The following is a 17,861-nucleotide window of genomic DNA, read 5'->3' as shown; positions in this document are numbered from 1 at the left end:
GCCGACGCCCCCGTCCGAAAGTGGAGTCCCCATGCCTGCCGAATTCCATATCGCCCAGGTCAACATCGGCCTGCCCGCGGTCCCCGTCGACTCGCCCGGGTTCCGTGACTTCGTCGAGAACTTCGATCCGATCAACCGCCAGGCCCAGTTCAGCAAGGGCTACGTGTGGCGGCTGTTCGGCGGGTCCTCGGACGGGCGCCGGGTGGTGGACGCGGTGTGGCCGGACGACCCGCGGGCCGTCGTCAACCTCTCCGTCTGGGAGACCCTGGACGATCTGCGCGACTTCGTCTACCAGGGGGACCACGCGGCCTTCATGCGGCGCCGCAAGGAGTTCTTCGTCGCCATGCCGGAGGCCTTCCAGACGCTCTGGTGGGTCCCGGCCTGGACCGTGCCGACCGTGGAGGAGGCGCACGCCCGGCTGCTGCACCTGCGCGAGCACGGGCCGACGCCGCACGCCTTCACCTTCCGCAAGGTCTTCCCGCCGCAGCCGGAGAACCCCGCCGAGGGGCTCACGGTCGAGGTCGAGGCGGGCGCATGAGCGAGCGGAGTGAGCGGGTCGCCGAAGGCGGCGCGCAGCGCCTCTCGGCCGCCCAGCTCGGTGTCTGGGCCGCACAGCGCCTCGACGCCACCGGGCGCCGCTTCGTCATCGCGGGCTACGCCGAGATCGGCGGGCCGGTCGACGAGGCCGTGCTCGGGCGGGCGTGGCGGCGACTGAGCGAGGAGTGCGGGGTGCTGCGGCTGCGCGCCGTCGCGCCGGACGGCACCTGGGTGAGCTCCACGGCCGAGGGGGCGGACGGCTTCGCCCTGGTGGACCTCACCGCGGCCGCCGACCCCAGGGCGGCCGCGGCCGAGTGGATGCGGGCGGACCTGCGTCGGCCCACCGACCTCGACCAGGGCCCGCTGTCCTGCGCCGCGCTGCTGCGTCTGGCCGCCGACCTGCACTTCTTCTACCAGCGGTACCACCACAGCGCGGCCGACGCGACCACGTACTCGATGGTCTTCGGTCGGCTCGGCGAACTGTATTCGGCGCTCGCCGCCGGGGAGACCCCCGGCGAGGGGCGCTTCGGGCCGTTCCCGGCGCTGGCCGAGGCGGACGCGGCCTACCGCCAATCCGAGCAGTACGCGCGGGATGCCGCGTACTGGACCGGGCACTTCGCCGACCAGCCGCTGCCGAGCCGGCTCGCCGTCCGTACCACCCCGCCGGCCGGCGCCGACGCCTTCCCCCAACGGGTCAGCTGCACCGGCGAGTTCACCGCGCCGGTGGTCCGCGCACTGCGCGACCTGGCGCGCGAGCAGCGCTCCGGCTGGCCCGTGGTGGTCACCGCGGTCACCGCGGCCTACCTGGCCCGGATGACCGCCCGTGAGGAGGTCGTGCTGGGACTGCCGGTGGCGGGCCGGACCTCCCCGGCCGAGCGGCGCACCCCGGGCATGGCCAGCAACACGGTGCCGCTGCGGATCACCGTGCCGGCCGGGGCGAGCCTGGCCGACCTGCTGGCCCCGGTGGGCGAGGAGTTCGCCGCCGCGCTGCGGCACCAGCGGTTCCGGCACGAGGACCTCACCCGCGCGCTCGGCCTGACCGGGGACGAGTTCGGCCTGGTCGGCGCGATGGTCAACTTCCTGCCCGCGCTGCCCGCCACCGCGTGGGCCGGTCTCCCGGTGACGGTGCACAGCCTGTCGGCGGGGCCCGCGGCCGACCTGACCTTCGGGATCGGGAGCCCGACCGCGGACGGCGCCCCGGTCGCCTGCGACGCCAACCCGAACTACTTCACCGAGGAGGAGGTGCGGGCACACCGCGACCGCTTCCTGCGCTTCGTCGAGGCCGCCGCGGCCCGGCCGGACCTGGCACTCGGCCTGCTGCCGCTGCTCTCCGGGCAGGAGCGGCGGGTCGTCCTCGCGGAGTGGAACGACACCGCGCGGGAGCCGGGCATCCGCTTCGTCGCGCGGACCGTCGCCGAGCGGGCCGCCGCGCACCCCGACGACCTCGCGCTGGTCTCCGAGTCGGAGACCCTGACCTACGCGCAGCTCGACCGGCGGGCCGAGGAGTTGGCCGCCGATCTGACCGCGCGCGGGGTCGGTCCCGAGGACCGGGTCGCGATCACGCTGCCGCGCTCGGTGGAGCTGGTGGTGGCGATGCTCGCCGTCCTGAAGACCGGCGCCGCGTACGTCCCGGTGGACCCGGAGTACCCGGAACAGCGCCGGGAGCTGCTGATCGCCGACTCCCGGCCGGCCTGCGTCGTCGACCGCACCGGCGCGGTGACCGGGCACGGCGGCGGCGCGGCCGGGCACGGCCTGCTGGCCGAGCACCCGGCGTACGTCATCTACACCTCCGGATCGACCGGCCGGCCCAAGGGCGTGGTGGTCTCGCACGCCGGCCTGTCGAACCTGGTCGACGACCACATCGCCCGGTTCGGCTTCGAACGCGGCAGCCGGGCCCTGCAGTTCGTCTCCCCCAGCTTCGACGCCGCGGTGGCCGACATCTGGCCCGCGCTGGCCTCCGGCGCCTGCCTGGTCCTGGCCCCGGTGGGCCGCACGCTCTCCGGGACCTACCTGTACGACTTCCTGCGCGAGCAGCGGATCACCCACGCCGCGCTGCCGCCGGTGGTCGTGGCGACGCTGCCCGACGCCCCGCTGCCCGAGCTGCGGGTGCTGGTCGTCGGCGGCGCGGACTGCGCGCCCGAGGTGGCCGAGCGCTGGTCGGCCGGGCGCCGGATGTTCAACGCCTACGGCCCGACCGAGGCGACGGTGACGGCCTCCTGCAGCGCGCCGCTGGCCGGCCGGGTGAAGCCGTCGATCGGCACGCCCGTCCAGAACGCCCGGGTCTTCGTACTCGACGACGAACTGCAGCCGGTGCCCGCCTGGGTGCCGGGCGAGCTGTACGTGGCGGGGGTCGGCCTGGCCCGCGGCTACCTGGACCGCCCGGCGGCGACGGCGGAGAAGTTCCTGCCCTGCCCGTTCGGCCCGGACGGCGCCCGGATGTACCGCACCGGGGACCTGGCCCGCCGCCGCGCGGACGGCACCCTGGAGTACCTCGGCCGCGCCGACGCCCAGATCAAGCTCCGCGGCTTCCGGATCGAGCCGGGCGAGATCGAGTCCGTCCTCGCCCGTGACGAGTCCGTCGCCAACGCGCTGGTGGTCGCCGCCGCCGGCGGGACCAGGCTGCACGCCTACGTGGTGCCCGAGCACGGTGCCATCGTGGACTCGGCGGCCCTGCGCCGCCGCGCGGCCCGTTCGCTGCCCGACTTCATGGTCCCGGCCGCGATCGTGGTCCTGGACGCCTTCCCGCTCACCCCGAACGGCAAGGTGGACCGCGCCGCGCTGCCCGAGCCCGACTTCGCGCGGCCCGAGGCGGCGGACGCGGAGCCGGCCACCGAGGCCGAGGCAGCGCTGTGCGCGGCCTTCGCCACGGTGCTGGGCGTGCCGCGGTTCGGCGTGGACGAGTCCTTCTTCGACCACGGCGGGGACTCCATCCTGGCCCTCCAGGTCGTCTCGCTGGCCAGGGAGGCCGGGGTCGGCCTCTCCCCCGCTGACGTGTTCCGCCACCGGACCCCGCGCGAACTCGCCGCGGTCGCCCAGGCCGAGGAGGCCCCGGCCGAGCCGGTCGCCGAGCCGTACGGGCCCGTCCCGACGACGCCGGCCTTCGCCTGGTTCGGCGAGGTGACCGGGTGGAAGCACGGGGTTTCCGGCTTCAACCAGTCCGTGGTGGTGCGGGTGCCGCGGGAGGCCGACCCGGCCTCGCTGCGCGCCGCGCTGCAGGCCGTGGTGGACCGGCACGACGCCCTGCGGGCGGTCCTGGTCCACGGCGACGGCGGCACGCCCCATCTGGAGGTCCACCGGCCCGGCCGGTACGACGTCACCGACTGCCTGACCACGGTCGACGGCCCGGCGACGCCGCAGGCTCTGGACGAGGAGACGGTACGCGCCCGCGAGCTGCTCGCCCCCTGGCAGGGCCGGATGCTGCGGGCGGTCTGGTTCGACGCCGGCCGCGAGCGGGACGGCAGCCTGCTGCTGATGGCCCACCACCTGGTGGTCGACGGGGTGTCCTGGCGCGTCCTGCTCGCCGACCTCGCGTCCGCCTGGGAGGCGGTCGCGGCCGGCCGCCGACCCGAACTGCCCCCGGTCCGCACCTCGCTGCGGGACTGGGCGCACCGGGTGAACACAGCCGCCGCGGACAGCGCGCGGGAGGCCGACCACTGGCGCGAGGTGCTGCGCACGCCCGATCCGCGGATCGCCGAGCGCCCCCTGGACCCGGCGGTCGACCTGGCCGGCCGCGCCCGGCACCTGCACGTCGAGCTGCCCGCCGACACCACCCGCCGACTGCTGGTGGGCATCCCGGCGGCCTTCCGCGCCGGGCCCGAGGACGTCCTGCTGACCGCGTTCTCGCTCGCCCTCGGCGGCTGGCGGGAACTGCGCGGCGGTCCGTCCGGCAACGAGGTCCTGATCGACCTGGAGGGCCACGGCCGGGAGCAGCTGCCGCCCTCGACCGACCTCTCGCGCACCGTCGGCTGGTTCACCGCGATCCACCCGGTCCGGCTCGCCCCGGGCCCCGGCGCGGACCTCGCCCAAGCGCTCAAGCGGGTGAAGGAGCAGCTGCGCGCGCTCCCCGCCCGGGGAACCGGCTTCGGCCCCGCCAAGTACCTGGCGGGCGCCTTCCCCGACGCCCCGACCCCCCGGATCGGCTTCAACTACCTCGGCCGCTTCGCCATGGCCGCGGGCGGGCCGTGGAGCCTCGAACCGGACCGTCGGACCCCGGGCTCGGGCGCCGATCCCGCGATGCCGTTCGTCCACGAGATCGAGGTCAACTCGATCGCCTACGAGGACGCGGACGGCCTCCGGCTGCGAACGGTGTTCTCCTGGCCCGAGGAGCTGTTCGGCGAGGAGGACGTCCGCGCCCTGGCCGACGCCTGGCTGGCCTCACTGGGCCGCCTCGCGGCCGCCGCCGAGGACCCGGACTTCGGCGGTCGCACCCCCTCGGACTTCCCGCTGGCCCCGCTGGACGCCGCCCGCCTGGACCGGCTGGAGCGCGAACGGCCCGACCTCACCGACATCTGGCCGCTGACGCCGCTCCAGCAGGGGCTGCTCACCCAGACCCTGCTGGACGAGGACGGTGAGGACGCGTACGTCGCCCGGCTGACGCTCGACCTCGAAGGCCCGCTCGACGCGCCCCGCCTGCGCCGGGCCGCCGAGCGGCTGGTCGAGCGGCACCCGGCGCTACGGGTCGCCTTCGACTGCCTGGACGGCACCGAGCCGCTCCAGGTCGTCCGCGCCTCGGCCGTGCCGGGCTGGCGGCTGGTGGACCTCTCCGGGCACGACGAGGCGGGCCGCGCGGCGGCCCTCGCCGAGCTGGACGCGGAGCTGGAGCGGGTGCGCTTCGACATCGCCGACCCGCCGTTGCTGCGGCTGGTGGTGGCCCGGCTCGACGCCGACCACCACCGGGTCCACCTGCTCAACCACCACCTGCTGTGGGACGGCTGGTCGACCCCGGTGCTGCTCACCGACCTGTTCGCGCTGTACGAGGGCAGGGAGAACCCGGAGGCCGCCCGCGAGAGCTCGCCGGCCGGGTACCTCGGCTGGCTGGCCGGACGGGACCGGGAGGCGGCGGCACGGGCCTGGTCCTCGGCCCTGGCCGGGTCGGCCGAACCCACCCTCGTCGCCCCGCAGGCCGCCGGCCTCAGCACCGTCCGCCACGGCCAGCTGCGCACCGAGCTGTCGGCCGAGCTGACCGCGGAGCTGACCGAGCTCGCCCGCACCCGCGGTCTCACCGTCAACACCCTCACCCAGGGCGCGTGGGCGGTGGTGCTCGGCGGGATCGTCGGCGCCGAGGACGTCGTCTTCGGCACCTCGGTGTCCGGGCGCCCGCCCGAGCTGCCCGGGATCGCGCGCGCCGTCGGCATGTTCACCAACACGGTGCCGGTCCGGGTCCGGATGGATCCGGCCGAGCCCGCCGTCGACATGCTCACCCGGCTCCAGCGCGAGCAGACCGAGCTGCTCGACCACCAGTTCCTCGGCCTCGCCGAGATCCAGCGCGCGGCCTCCGGCCGGACCCTGTTCGACACGACCATGGTCTGCCTGAACTACCCGCTGGACCCGCAGGCCCTGGACTCCCAGCTGAGCGACGTCCGGCTGACCGCGCTGGACGGACACGACGGGACGCACTTCCCGCTGCGCCTGGTGGTCATCCCGGGGGCCCGGCTGCGCCTGTGGCTCGGCTACCGGCCCGACGTCTACGGCACGGACGAGGCCCAGGACGTGCTGGACCGGGTGGTCCGCGTCCTGGAGGGCCTGGCGGCCGACCCGGAGCGGTCCGTCGACTCGCTGGACCACCTGCCGACGGCGTACGGCTTCGTCGATCTCGCCCAGTGGGGCGGCTATGGAAACGTGGTCGGATCCGATGACTGAACCGCAGGACGCGACCGCCCTCGCCGCGGAGATCGACGCTCTCCTCGGCGAGGCCGCGCCGGTGCTCGCCGAGCTCGACCGCACGTCCGGCTACCCGCTGACGCAGCTGGCCGGCCTGGACGGGCTGGGGTTGTCCGCCCACTACGTGCCGCGCGAGCACGGCGGCCGGCTGGAGAGCCACCAGGACCTGTTCGAGCTCTGGCGGGCGATGAGCCGCAACGACCTGTCGGTCGCCGTGGCGCACGCCAAGACGTACCTCGGCTCGATCTGCGTGTGGATCGCGGGCTCGCCCGAGCAGGCCCGTGGCCTGGCCGGGGCGGTTCTCGGCGGCGCGCGGGTCGGCTGGGCGCTGACCGAGCCCGGCCACGGCGCCGACCTGCTCGCCGGTGAGCTGACCGCCGTCCGCGAGGAGGGCGGCTGGCGCCTCGACGGCACCAAGTGGCCGATCAACAACGCCACCCGGGGCCGGCTGCTGTCCGTCCTGGCCCGCACCGACGAACGCGGCGGCGGCCGCGGCTTCGGCCTCTTCCTGGTGGACAAGGCCGAGTTGGCCGCCGGTTCGGCGACGCCGCTGCCGAAGGTCGACACCCTGGGCATCCGGGGCGCCGACATCAGCGGGATCCGCTTCGACGGCGCACACGTCGGCGGGTCCGCGCTGATCGGCGCGCCGGGCGGCGGCGCGGAGACCGTCCTCAAGGCCCTCCAGCTCACCCGGACGATGTGCGGCGCGCTCTCGGTCGGCGCGACCGAGCACGCCCTGCGGCTGGCCACCCGGTTCGCCGTGGAGCACCGGATCCAGGGGCGGCCGCTGGTCGAGCGGCCCTTCGTCCGATCGCTGCTCGCCCGCGGCGCCGCCACCCTGCTGACCATCGAGGCCGCCGGGACGGTCGGCTGCCGGGCGGCGCACGCCCTCACCGGCGAGATGAGCGTGGTGTCCGCCGTGCTCAAGGCGCTCGCCCCGACGCTGGCCGACGACGTGCTCGGCCGGCTCGGCGACTTCCTCGGCGCCCGCTCGCTGCTCACCGGGCTCTACGAGCACGGCGCCTTCCAGAAGCTCGCCCGGGACCACGCCGTGCTCGCCATCTTCGACGGCAGCACCCCGGTCAACCGACACGCGCTGATCAACCAGTTCGCGGTGATCGCCGCCGGGCACGCCGCCGGCACCGCCGACCTGGACGGCCTGGCGGCGACGGCCGGGCTCACAGCGCCGCTCGCCCCCGTACCGTGGGGACAGCTGCGCGCGGCGAGCCGACGCGGGTGCAGCGTGGTGGCATCCGCCCGGACCACCCTGCCCGCGGTGGACGCCGCCCGGAACGCCGAGCTGTCGGCACTCGCCCGGCACACGGTGGACGCCACGGACCGGGTCTGCGCGGCCATGGCCGACGTCCGCCCGAACCGTCAGCCCGCGATGTACGCCCACGATCTGGCCCAGCAGTACGAACTCTGCTTCGCCGCCGCGGCCGCCCTCCACCTCTGGACGGCGAACCACGCCGCCGCCCGGGAAGCGAGGCCCTGGGCAGGAGAGCTGTGGCTCACCGGGGTGCTGCGCGAGGTCGTCCACCGGCTCGATCCGGAACTCTGCGGCGACGCACCGCGGTTCGCTCCGGCCTGGCACGAGGAGCTGGACGGCCGGCTGGTCGACTGGCTCCTGCGGGCGGTGGATCGGCCCGGCCCGATCTCGGCCTTCGGTTTCGTACGGCACTCGGAGGGTTCCCATGGCTGACCGCGTGTCCGCCCTCGAAGACCTGCTCGGCGACCCGTGGCAGGAGACCAACCCGACCGGCTTCCGAGCGCTGCTCGCCGCCGACGCGCGCGAGGAACAACTCGCCGCGGCCACCGAGGTCCTGGACGGTTTCCGGTTCAACCAGGAGCTCGTCCCGACCGCGCTCGGCGGCCGGCTCGACTCCCTGGAGCACCTCGTCGCGGCCGCCCGGGTGCTCTGGCGGCGCGACCCCTGCCTCGGCGTCGGCTATGCCGGCAGTTCCTACCTGGCCGCCGTGCACGTGTGGGCGGCCGGCGACGAGCCGCAGCGGCGCGCCATGGCGGACGCGCTCACCGCGAACAAGCGCTTCGCCATCGTCTACAACGAACTCGAACACGGCAACGACCTCACCGGCGCCGCCTTCCGCGCCACCGCCGTCCCCGACGGCTGGCAGCTGCGCGGACGCAAGGACGTCGTCACCAACCTCGGCGCCTCCGACGGCATGGTGGTCTTCGCCCGCACCTCGGAGCGTCCGGGCAGCCGCAGCCACAGCCTGTTCCTGCTCCCCGAGCTGGACCACGCCTCGGCGCGGCTGCGCCCCGGGCCGCGCTACCCCAGCAGCGGTCTGCGCGGCGTGCACCTGGGCGGCGCCGAGTTCCTCGACTACCCCGTCCCGGCCGACGCGCTGCTCGGTACCCCCGGCCAGGGCCTCGAACTGGGCCTGCGCAGCTTCCAGGTGACCCGCACCACGCTGCCGGCGATGTTCCTCGCCGCCGCGGAGAGCTGCCTGCACGTCACACTCGACGCGGCCGAGGAGCGCCGGCTGTACGGGTCGTCCATCGTGGCGCTGCCGTACGTGCGGGCCTCGATCGCGCGCGCCGCCGCCGACCTGCTGGCGGCCGACGCGCTGTGCGCGGTCGCGGTACGGGCCCTGCACCTCCTGCCGGGGCAGGCCCCGCTGCTCGCACCGGCGGTCAAGTACCTGGTTCCCCAGCTGCTCAAGGACGTCGTCGAGTCGCTGCGGATGGTCCTCGGCGCGCAGTCGTACCTGCGCGAGGGGCCCGCGGCGATCTTCCAGAAGCTCGCCCGCGACCTCACCCCGATCGCGTTCATGCACGCCTCGCGCAGCGCCTGTCTGACCGGCCTGCTGCCGCTGCTCCCCCGGCTGGCGCAGCGCTGCTGGCTCGGCGCCGACGCCGCACCGGGCGAGGCCGGGCTGTTCCGCCCCGGCGCGCCGCTGCCGCCGATGGACTTCACCACGCCCGGGCTCGGCATCCCCCGGGCCGACACCGCCGCGGCGACCCTCGCCGCCGTCGCCGGACAGCCCGGCGGCGGCCTGCCCACCCGCTTCGCCGCGTACTTCCGCGACGAACTCGCCCGGCTCCGCGACCAGTTCACGGGCCTCTCGCCGCGGGACACCACACTCGACGCCTCACCCGCCGCGTTCGAGGCCGCGCACCGCTACACCGTCGTCCTCGCCGCGGCCGCCTGCCTGGGCGTATGGCGGCACGCGGACGGCGACGCGGGTTCGGGCCTCGGCGACGACCTGTGGGTCTCGGCGGCCCTCGACCGCCTGGCCGCCCGCATCCCGGGCCGCCGGCCGATCAGCGCCGAGGACCGCACCGAACTCGAAGAGGCCCTGTTCCGGCAGACGGCCGGCCTGCACCAGGCCGGACGCCCACTCGATCTGACGGGGCGCCAGTGACCCCCGGACACCTAGGAAGAACCATGACAACCAGCTCGCTCAACTCGCCGAAGTCCCTCCAGGAGACGACCTCCTGGCTCATCGGCCGGGTCGCCTACTACGTGCAGCTGCCGCCCGGGGACATCGCCGCCGACGTCCCGCTCGCCGACTACGGCCTCGACTCGGTCTACGCGTTCTCGCTCTCCGCGGACATCGAGGACGAGTTCGGCGTGTCGGCCGACCCCACCCTGTTGTGGGACTTCGAGACCGTCACGGCGCTCGCCGAGCACCTCGTGAACGGTGGCGGCCAGGAATGACCGCCCCGGTCATGCAGGGAATCACGGAGACCATCGGCGGCACTCCCCTGGTGGAGCTGGACGGCCTGGTACCGGACTCCCGTTCGCGCGTGTTCGCCAAGCTCGAATGGTTCAACCCCGGCGGCAGCATCAAGGACCGCACCGCGCTGGAGATGCTCTCCGCCCGGATCCGCTCCGGTGAGCTGGATCCGGCGAAGACCACCGTCGTCGAGTCCAGCTCGGGCAACCTCGGCGTGGGCCTGGCCCAGCTGTGCCGCTACTACGGCATGCGGTTCGTCTGCGTCGCCGACATCCGTACGGCACGCAGCAACCTCGCGCTGATCGAGGCGTACGGCGGGCGGGTCGAGATGGTCGACCGGCCCGACCCGGAGACCGGCGAGTTCCTCGCCGCCCGGCTGCGCCGGGTGCGGGAGCTGGTCGCCTCCGACCCGCACGTCTACTGGCCCAACCAGTACGGCAATCCGCTCAACCCGCGCGCGCACGAGCGCACCATGCGGGAGATCGCCGAGCAGCTCGACCACGAGGTGGACTACCTGTTCGCCGCGGTCAGCACCTTCGGCACGCTGCGCGGCTGCGCCCAGTACATCCAGCAGAGCGGCATGTCCACCAAGGTGATCGCGGTGGACGCGGCCGGCAGCGTCATCCTGGGCGGGCAGCCCGGGCGCCGGCTGCTGCCCGGCCACGGCGCCGGGGTGCGCTCGGCCCTGGTGGACCTCTCGCTGGTCGACGAGGGGATGCGGGTCACCGACCTCGAGTGCGTGGCGGCCTGCCGCCGTACGGTGGCGCGCACCGGCGTGCTCGCCGGCGCCTCCTCGGGCGCGGTGGTGGCGGCCTACGAGCGGCTCGCCCCGAAGCTGCCGGACCACTCGACCAGCGTGCTGTTCTTCCCGGACAGCGGCGAACGCTACCTGGACACCGTCTACGACGACGCCTGGGTGGCCCAGAACCTCGGCGAGATCCCGGATCCACCCGGGCTCGGCTGAGCACGACGAAGGCGCGGTTCCCGTTCCCCGGGGAACCGCGCCTTCGTCGTCATCGCGTCGAGGACCGGCCTCAGGCCGGCAGCAGTCCGCGCACCTCCGGGGACAGGTCGGCGTAGACCGGATCGAGGTCGCCCTCCAGGAACAGCGAGCGCATCGTGCCGCGCTGGATCTTCCCGCTGGTCGTCCGGCGGACGGCACCGCGGCGCAGCAGCACCACGTCGCGCAGCGGGGAGCCCAGCACCCCGGTCAGCTGCTTGCGCACCGCCGAGACCATGGCGGGGAACTCCTCCGGCTCGGCCTTGGGGTTGATCTCGTGCACCAGCACCACCCGCTCCTCGGGGGCCTGCACCGCGAAGGCCGCGCCGACGAAGCCGTCCAGCAGCGGGTGGGCGGCGCGCGCCCCGTGCTCGACGTCCTGCGGGAAGACGTTGCGGCCGCGGATCACCATCACCTCCTTGAGCCGGCCGGTGATCACCAGCTCGCCCTCCAGCACGCCGCCGAGGTCACCGGTGCGCAGCCACCCGGCGTCGTCGGCGGAGTCCGCCAGGACGGCCCGGAAGATCTCCTCGCTGGCCTCGGGCCGGTTCCAGTAACCCTGTCCGACGCTCTCGCCGCGCACCCAGATCTCGCCGGTCCCGCCCGGCGGGCAGGCCAGGCGGGTCACCGGGTCGACGATCCGCAGCTCGAAGCCGAACGGCAGGCCGCAGCCGGCGAGCTCCCGGCCGTCGTCGGTGGTGACCAGCGTGGGGAGCCGCCGCGGCGGCTTGGTCGAGACGTAGACGGTCGCCTCGGCGAGGCCGTAGCCGGGCGCCATGGCCTCCGGGGCGAAGCCCGCGGCGGCGAAGCGCTCGGTGAAGGCGCGCAGCGTGGGCACGTGGATGGGCTCGGAGCCGTTGATGACGCACCGCAGGCTGGACAGGTCGAAGTCGTCCGTCCGGTCCTGCGGGACCAGCCGGACGCAGAGCCCGAAGGCGAAGCTGGGCGCCGCGCTGACGCTGATCCGGTGCCGGTCGATCAGCCGCAGCCAGTTGGCCGGCCGCTTGACGAAGCCCGCCGGCGGCATCAGCACCATCGTGGCCCCGGCCAGCACCGCGGCGCTGAGCATCACGAACAGGCCCATGTCGTGGTGCAGCGGAATCCAGCCGCCGAAGACGTCGTCCTCGTCGGCGTCGTTGGCTCGGCAGAACGCCTCGGCGTTGGCGAGGATGTTGCCCTGGCCGACCATCACGCCCTTGGGCTCGCCGGTGGAGCCCGAGCTGTACTGGAGCACCCCGAGGGTGTCCCGTCCGGGCTCCGGCAGCGCGGCCCGCTGCCCGGTCGCGGCCTGCGCGGCGGCGGGGGTCGTCACGGCGCAGCCCTCGATGCCGGCCTGCGCGACCGTCTCGGCCAGGCCCTGGACGTCGCCCTCCTCGGTGAGGACGAGGGCGGGCCCGCAGTCCCGGACGATCTGCTCGATCCGCGCCCGTCCCTGCGCCGAGCCGCCGGGCGGCGGCACCGGAACGGCGACCATCCCGGCGGACAGGCAGCCGAAGTAGGACTCGACGAAGCCCACGCCGCTGGGCAGCGCGAGGACGACGCGGCTGCCGGGCTCCAGCCGGCCGGCCAGCCAGCGCGCCGAACGCTCGGTCCTGGCGAGCAGTTCGGCGTAGCTGTACACCTCCTCTCCGTCCGGTCCGCCGTCCTGCGAGACGATCAGGGCCGGCTTCTCCGGCCGCAGCCGGACGCGGTCGGCGAGGGCTTCGGGGACGTTCCGGTACCCCGTGAGGTCGACGGTCATGACTTGCTCCCTTGGTCCGTCCACTGCCGCAGGGCCTGGGCCAGGACCTGCGCCAGGGGCTCGGGATTCTGCTCGAAGTAGAAGTGGCCGCCCTCGAAGGTGTGCACGGCGAAGGGTCCGAGCGTGTGCCGCGACCACTGCGCCGCGTCCTGCTCGGTGAAGGCCTCGTCCGCGTCGCCGACGAGGGCGGTGATCGGACAGGCCACCGGCGGCCCCGGGGCGAAGCGGTAGCGCTCGCTCATCAGGAAGTCGTTGCGCAGGATCGGCGCCGAGAGCTCCCACAGCTCGGGGTCGCGCAGCAGTTCACTGCCGGTGCCGCCGAGCCCGTCGACGTACCGCCGGATCTCCTCGTCGCTGAAGTCCAGGCCCGTCCGCGTGATCCGGTCGGGGGCCTTGCGGGCCGAGGCGAAGAGCGCGGTGAGCGGCGAGGGGTACCGGGGCCGCAGCCGGCGGGCCACCTCGTAGGCGATGGTCGCGCCCAGGCTGTGCCCGAGGAAGGCGGTGGGCCGGCCCAGGTCGGGGGCGAGGACCTCGGCGAGGATGTCGGCGAGCTCCTCCAGGTCGGGGACGAACGGGTCCGCCAAGCGGTCCTGCCGGCCCGGGTACTGGATCGCCAGCACCTCGATCCCGGGCGCGAGCAGCACGGCCAGCTCCCGGAAGGAGCCGGCCGTCCCGCCGGCGTGCGGGAAGCAGACGAGCCGGGCTCGCGCCGCGGTGGTGTGCGGGACGAAGCCGCGCAGCCAGGACGACCGCGCGGCCTGCGGAAAGGCTCTCAACTCGCCCCGGCCCCTCAGTCGGAGCCGGGCACGTGGGCCTCGGTCATCGCCACCGCGATCTTGCGCGGGCCGGTGAACGGCTCCCGCGCGTGCGCCGCCAGCATGTTCTCGACGATCAGGATGTCGCGCTGCTGCCAGTCGAAGCGGGTGGACGCGGCGCGGTAGCAGTCGCGCAGGTGCGCGGTGACCTCGGCCGGGATCGGGGTGCCGTCACCGAAGTAGGTGTTGCTCGGCATGTCCTCCTCGTCGAACAGCGCGAGCAGGCCGTCCTGGACCTCCGGCGCGAGCGTCGTGTAGTGGAAGAAGGTCGCGTGGTTGAACCAGACCTCCTCGCCCGTGTCGGGGTGGCGGTGGACCGCCTTGCGCACGGCCTTGGTGCGCAGCCCGTCCGCGCCGCGCCACTCCACCTCCAGGCCGCTGCGCTCGGCGTGGGCCTCGACCACGGCGCGGTCGTCGGTGTTGAACACCGAGCGCCACGGCACGCCGAAGCCCTCGTGGAAGTTGCGCACGACCATCCAGCCCTTGCGGGCGAACTCCTCGCGCACGCTCGGGTCGATCGCCTTGTACACGGCCCGGATGTCGGCCAGCGGCGTGGCGCCCTGGGTCTCCGGCGCGGTCTCGCAGTAGAACCAGAGCAGCCGCGGCCAGGAGGCCTGGTAGGAGTTCTCGTTGTGCAGGAAGATCTCCTCGTTCGGCGGGTAGTCCGTCGAGGTGTAGACGTTCCCGAGGATCGAGTGCCGCGGGGACGAGCGCTCGCTGTAGACCAGCGGGTCCCCGGAGAGGGTCCGCACGGCCTCCTGGAAGCCCGCGACCCCGTCGATCGGGAAGCCGCGCAGCAGCACCGCGCCGTGCTCCAGCAGCTTTCGGCGGATCAGGGGGCGCTCGGCCTCGAACGCCTCCCGGGGGGCGCGGCCGTCCGTCCCGGCCTCGATGACGTATGCCAGGGTGTTGTCAGTCATGGTGCGGCTTCCTCACGCCTCGTCGGTTCCGGACATGGCCACCAGCACGCGGCGCGGACCGTCGAAGGGCCGCCGGCCGTGCCCGACCAGGACGTTGTCGATCAGCAGCAGGTCCCCGACCTGCCAGTCCACGTCGACCGCCTTCTCCAGGCCCAGGTCGCGGATCCGGGTGACGTACTCGTCCGGGATCGGGCTGCCATCGGCGAAGGTCGCGGACTGCGGCAGGTCCTCGGGCGGCATGATCTGGGTGAGCGCCCGCGCGGTCTCGTCGCCGAGGCCCGCCGGGTGCCACTGGTCGGCCTGGTTGAACCAGACCTCCGCGCCGGTCACCGGGTGCTTGACGAAGGCCGGGCGCAGCTGCTCCACGTGCAGGCCGCCGTCCGAGCGCCACTCCCAGCCGGCCTCGGAGTCGGCCAGGAACGCCTCGACCTCGCCGCGGTCCTCGGTCTCGAAGGTCTGCTGCCAGCTCTTGCCCAGGCCGTAGCCGCCGTGCAGGTTCTGCTGGTAGCGCACACCGGCGGCGAAGGCCTCGCGGATCTCCGGGCCGACCGACTCCAGCCAGAGCTCGCCGTCGATCACCGGGGTCGCGCCGCCGGAGCCGGGCGCGGTCTCGCAGTAGAAGGCCAGCCGGGTCGGCCAGCGCGAGGCGTACGACATCTCGTTGTGCATCGAGATGGCCAGCGCGGCCGGGTACTCGGTCGAGGTGTAGACGTTGCGGCCGACCTTCGTGCGCGGCGAGTTGCCGTGCACGTAGGCGAGGCGGTCGGGCAGCAGCGCGTCGAGTACGTCGTCGAGCTCACCGGGCGCGACCCCGAACCCGCGCATCACCAGCGCCTTCTCGGCGGTCAGCAGCGCGGCCAGGTCGATCCCGCGCAGGTACTCGACCAGCGCCGCCGCGTTCGCGGCGGTGCCGGTCTCGTCCGGGTTGAGCTCCCGGGGCTTCCAGTTGTGATTCACGTCCGTCCCTTCAACATGTGCCGGCGGGCACCGACTCCACGCTCCGCCCACCGCCTATAGGCCCTCTGCATCGTGTCCGGAGGCCCTTACTTGAGTGGCTCCCGGCCGGAGCGGACCGCCGGGCTCACCGCGGCGATCAGGGCGAGCAGCGCCATGGCGCCGGTGGCCACGCCGATCGTGGTGTCGAGCCCGGCGTGGGCCAGCGCGAAGCCGGCCGCCACCGCGCCCAGCGAGTTGGTGCCGGAGGAGAGCAGGCTCGCCACGCTGATCGCCCGGCCCTGCATCTCGTCCGGGCAGACCTTGGTCAGGTAGACCCCGGCGGCCAGGTTGGTGGTGGCGCCGACGGCGGCGATCCCGGCCGACAGCGCGCCGAGGACCACCGGGTTGGGGCTCAGCAGGATCATCGGGACCAGGGCCGTCCACGACAGCATGGCGCCGATCACGATCCGGGAGGCCGGCAGCCGGGACAGGAACCAGCCGCCGGTCATCGCGCCGAGCACGCCGCCGAGCCCGCCGACCACGCTGACCACGCCGAGCTCCAGCGGCGAGCCGTCGTTCTGCTTGATGATCAGGACCACGGCGAGGTTGGTCGCCTGGAAGACCAGGTTGCTGCCGGCCACCAGGGAGATCGCCGCCCGCAGGAAGCGCTGGTTCCACAGCCAGACCATGCCCGCGCCGATCTCGGCCCGCAGGTCTCGTTCGCCGGTCGGCTTCCTGGCCTGCTGGAACTCGGTCCGGATGGCCAGCAGGCTGAAGCAGGCCAGCGCGCGGCCGGCCAGCGAGACCAGGAACGGCAGCCACGGCAGCAGCGTGAACAGGCCGGAGCCGAGCGGGCTGCCGAGCAGGCCCGAGGCCTGGCCGCGCGCCTCGTTGCGGGAGAGCGCGGTGGACAGGTGCTCGGGGCGCACGACGTTGCGCACCGCGGCGCGCTCGGCGAGTCGGTAGAAGATCATCGCGCTGCCCTCGACGAAGGCCGCCAGCATGAGCAACGGGATCCACAGGTGGCCGAGCAGCAGCGCGGTCACCACCCCGGCCATGGCCAGACCCGCGCCGAGGTCGCAGGCGAGCATCACCCGCCGGCGGTCCCAGCGGTCCACCAGGGCGCCGGCCGGCAGCTGCACGACCAGGTTCGGCAGCTGCGCCGCGAAGGCCACCAGACCCGCCGAGGCGATCGACCCGCCCTGCCAGAGGATCAGCAGCGGGAAGGCCGTGGAGCTGACCCGGCTGCCGAGCACGGAGACCCCGGCGCCGAGCCACAGCAGGGTGAAGTCGCGGTTCTTCGAGAGCGGTTCGATGGCCTCGCCCGACTCGGTCACATCCGTCTTGGTCACGGCCGCCCCGCCGGGGTCGCGCCGGACGGGACGACCGCGCCGTGGCGGCACCATTCGAGCACCGCCATCGCTCCGTACATCTTGCAGGCCGCCTGGTCGAAGGCGATGCTGCGCGGGCCGTCGAGCACCTCGGCGCTGACCTCCTCGCCGCGGTGGGCCGGCAGGTCGTGCATGAACGCCGCGTCCGGGCTGGTGCGCCAGAGCTCGCGGGTGACCCGGAAGGGCTCGAAGCCGCGCCGCCAGTCCGGGTCGGGCTTGACCGTGCCGGTGGTCTGCCAGCGGGTGGTGTAGATGACGTCGAAGCCCGGGGGGAGCGCTTGCGTGTCGTGGCGCTCGACGATCCGGGCGCCGGTCTTCTCGGCCCGTGCCGCGGCGAGTTCGAGGATCCGGGCGGGCAGCCCGTACCCCGCCGGCGTGCGCAGTTCCAGGTGGGTGTCCGGGTACCGCGCCAGGGCCAGCGCGAGCGCGGCCGCGGTGTTGTTGCCCTCGCCGAGGTAGAGGATCCGCAGGCCGCTGATCCGGCCGAACCGGCCCTGCAGCGCCGCCAGGTCGGCGATCGCCTGGGTGGGGTGCTCGTCGGCGGTCATCGCGTTCACCACCGACATGCCGCCCTTCCCGGCCCAGCCGCGCAGCTCCTCCGGTTCACCGGCGGTGCGCGCGACCAGTGTGTCGAGCATCCGGGCGAACACCGCCCCGGTGTCCTCGCTGGTCTCCCCGGTGTTGGTCTGGAGGTCGTCCGGGCCGAAGGCGACGATCCCCGCGCCGAGGCGCAGCGCGCCGGCCGAGAAGGCGGTGCGGGTGCGGGTCGAGGTCTTGCGGAAGTAGATCCCGACCACCGCCCCGTCCAGCGGCCGGACGCCGGCCAGGCGGCCCGCGCCGTGGTCGGCGGCGCGGGCGACCATGGCGTACAGGTCGTCGTCGGCGAGGTCCTCAAGGGATATCAAATGCCTGGTCATGCGGTTCCTTTACCAGCTCGTCG

The 17,861-nt window shown here is 74.3% G+C and carries 12 protein-coding genes; 6 read left to right on the top strand and 6 right to left on the bottom strand.

Annotated features, from left to right (window positions below):
• Window positions 1-31: 31 nt before the first annotated feature.
• Genes ACZ7RU_RS35935 through sbnA form a run of 6 tightly spaced genes read left to right on the top strand, consistent with a single transcriptional unit; the run spans window position 32 to window position 11,082 of the window.
• Entirely contained in the window at window positions 32-538 is a 507-nt protein-coding gene (locus tag ACZ7RU_RS35935) for a DUF3291 domain-containing protein (RefSeq protein WP_470345208.1), read from the top strand.
• Window positions 535-6,396, top strand: a complete 5,862-nt coding sequence (locus ACZ7RU_RS35930) for an amino acid adenylation domain-containing protein (protein WP_470345207.1) — start codon at window positions 535-537, stop codon at window positions 6,394-6,396. Before ACZ7RU_RS35935 ends, ACZ7RU_RS35930 begins: the two co-directional genes overlap by 4 nt.
• A complete protein-coding gene (locus ACZ7RU_RS35925) occupies window positions 6,389-8,119 on the top strand; it encodes an acyl-CoA dehydrogenase family protein (RefSeq protein ID WP_470345206.1) in 1,731 nt (576 codons plus the stop codon). The genes ACZ7RU_RS35930 and ACZ7RU_RS35925 overlap by 8 nt, the downstream gene beginning before the upstream one ends.
• On the top strand, window positions 8,112-9,803 hold the full coding sequence (locus ACZ7RU_RS35920; RefSeq protein ID WP_470345205.1) for an acyl-CoA dehydrogenase: 1,692 nt from the start codon (window positions 8,112-8,114) through the stop codon (window positions 9,801-9,803). The genes ACZ7RU_RS35925 and ACZ7RU_RS35920 overlap by 8 nt, the downstream gene beginning before the upstream one ends.
• 23 nt (window positions 9,804-9,826) lie before the next feature.
• A complete protein-coding gene (locus ACZ7RU_RS35915) occupies window positions 9,827-10,099 on the top strand; it encodes an acyl carrier protein (protein WP_470345204.1) in 273 nt (90 codons plus the stop codon).
• Window positions 10,100-10,110: 11 nt separating this feature from the next.
• Window positions 10,111-11,082, top strand: a complete 972-nt coding sequence (gene sbnA / locus ACZ7RU_RS35910) for a 2,3-diaminopropionate biosynthesis protein SbnA (protein WP_470345203.1) — start codon at window positions 10,111-10,113, stop codon at window positions 11,080-11,082.
• A gap of 70 nt (window positions 11,083-11,152) precedes the next feature.
• On the opposite strand, the gene ACZ7RU_RS35905 is transcribed toward sbnA, so the two are convergent.
• From ACZ7RU_RS35905 to ACZ7RU_RS35880, 6 genes are all read right to left on the bottom strand, one after another.
• Entirely contained in the window at window positions 11,153-12,859 is a 1,707-nt protein-coding gene (locus tag ACZ7RU_RS35905; protein WP_470345202.1) for a fatty acyl-AMP ligase, read from the bottom strand.
• A complete protein-coding gene (locus tag ACZ7RU_RS35900) occupies window positions 12,856-13,635 on the bottom strand; it encodes a thioesterase II family protein (protein WP_470345201.1) in 780 nt (259 codons plus the stop codon). The genes ACZ7RU_RS35905 and ACZ7RU_RS35900 overlap by 4 nt, the downstream gene beginning before the upstream one ends.
• Window positions 13,636-13,649: 14 nt before the next feature.
• Entirely contained in the window at window positions 13,650-14,594 is a 945-nt protein-coding gene (locus ACZ7RU_RS35895) for a TauD/TfdA family dioxygenase (RefSeq protein WP_470345200.1), read from the bottom strand.
• 12 nt (window positions 14,595-14,606) lie between these two features.
• Entirely contained in the window at window positions 14,607-15,551 is a 945-nt protein-coding gene (locus tag ACZ7RU_RS35890) for a TauD/TfdA family dioxygenase (protein WP_470345199.1), read from the bottom strand.
• A gap of 86 nt (window positions 15,552-15,637) precedes the next feature.
• Window positions 15,638-16,882, bottom strand: a complete 1,245-nt coding sequence (locus ACZ7RU_RS35885) for an MFS transporter (protein ID WP_470345198.1) — start codon at window positions 16,880-16,882, stop codon at window positions 15,638-15,640.
• Window positions 16,879-17,838, bottom strand: a complete 960-nt coding sequence (locus tag ACZ7RU_RS35880) for an ornithine carbamoyltransferase (RefSeq protein WP_470345197.1) — start codon at window positions 17,836-17,838, stop codon at window positions 16,879-16,881. The genes ACZ7RU_RS35885 and ACZ7RU_RS35880 overlap by 4 nt, the downstream gene beginning before the upstream one ends.
• Window positions 17,839-17,861 lie beyond the last annotated feature (23 nt).

It is taken from the genome of Kitasatospora sp. NPDC114501, assembly GCF_055633695.1.
Note: the sequence above shows the minus strand (reverse complement) of the source record. Positions and strands in the feature narration are given on the sequence as shown.

Excerpts from the sequence above, each read along its gene's own strand:
- ACZ7RU_RS35905 (WP_470345202.1), bottom strand. The coding sequence starts at position 12,859 with ATGACCGTCGACCTCACGGGGTACCGGAACGTCCCCGAAGCCCTCGCC.
- ACZ7RU_RS35925 (WP_470345206.1), top strand. The coding sequence starts at position 6,389 with ATGACTGAACCGCAGGACGCGACCGCCCTCGCCGCGGAGATCGACGCT.
- ACZ7RU_RS35935 (WP_470345208.1), top strand. The coding sequence starts at position 32 with ATGCCTGCCGAATTCCATATCGCCCAGGTCAACATCGGCCTGCCCGCG.
- sbnA (WP_470345203.1), top strand. The coding sequence starts at position 10,111 with ATGCAGGGAATCACGGAGACCATCGGCGGCACTCCCCTGGTGGAGCTG.
- ACZ7RU_RS35895 (WP_470345200.1), bottom strand. The coding sequence starts at position 14,594 with ATGACTGACAACACCCTGGCATACGTCATCGAGGCCGGGACGGACGGC.
- ACZ7RU_RS35915 (WP_470345204.1), top strand. The coding sequence starts at position 9,827 with ATGACAACCAGCTCGCTCAACTCGCCGAAGTCCCTCCAGGAGACGACC.
- ACZ7RU_RS35930 (WP_470345207.1), top strand. The coding sequence starts at position 535 with ATGAGCGAGCGGAGTGAGCGGGTCGCCGAAGGCGGCGCGCAGCGCCTC.
- ACZ7RU_RS35880 (WP_470345197.1), bottom strand. The coding sequence starts at position 17,838 with ATGACCAGGCATTTGATATCCCTTGAGGACCTCGCCGACGACGACCTG.
- ACZ7RU_RS35920 (WP_470345205.1), top strand. The coding sequence starts at position 8,112 with ATGGCTGACCGCGTGTCCGCCCTCGAAGACCTGCTCGGCGACCCGTGG.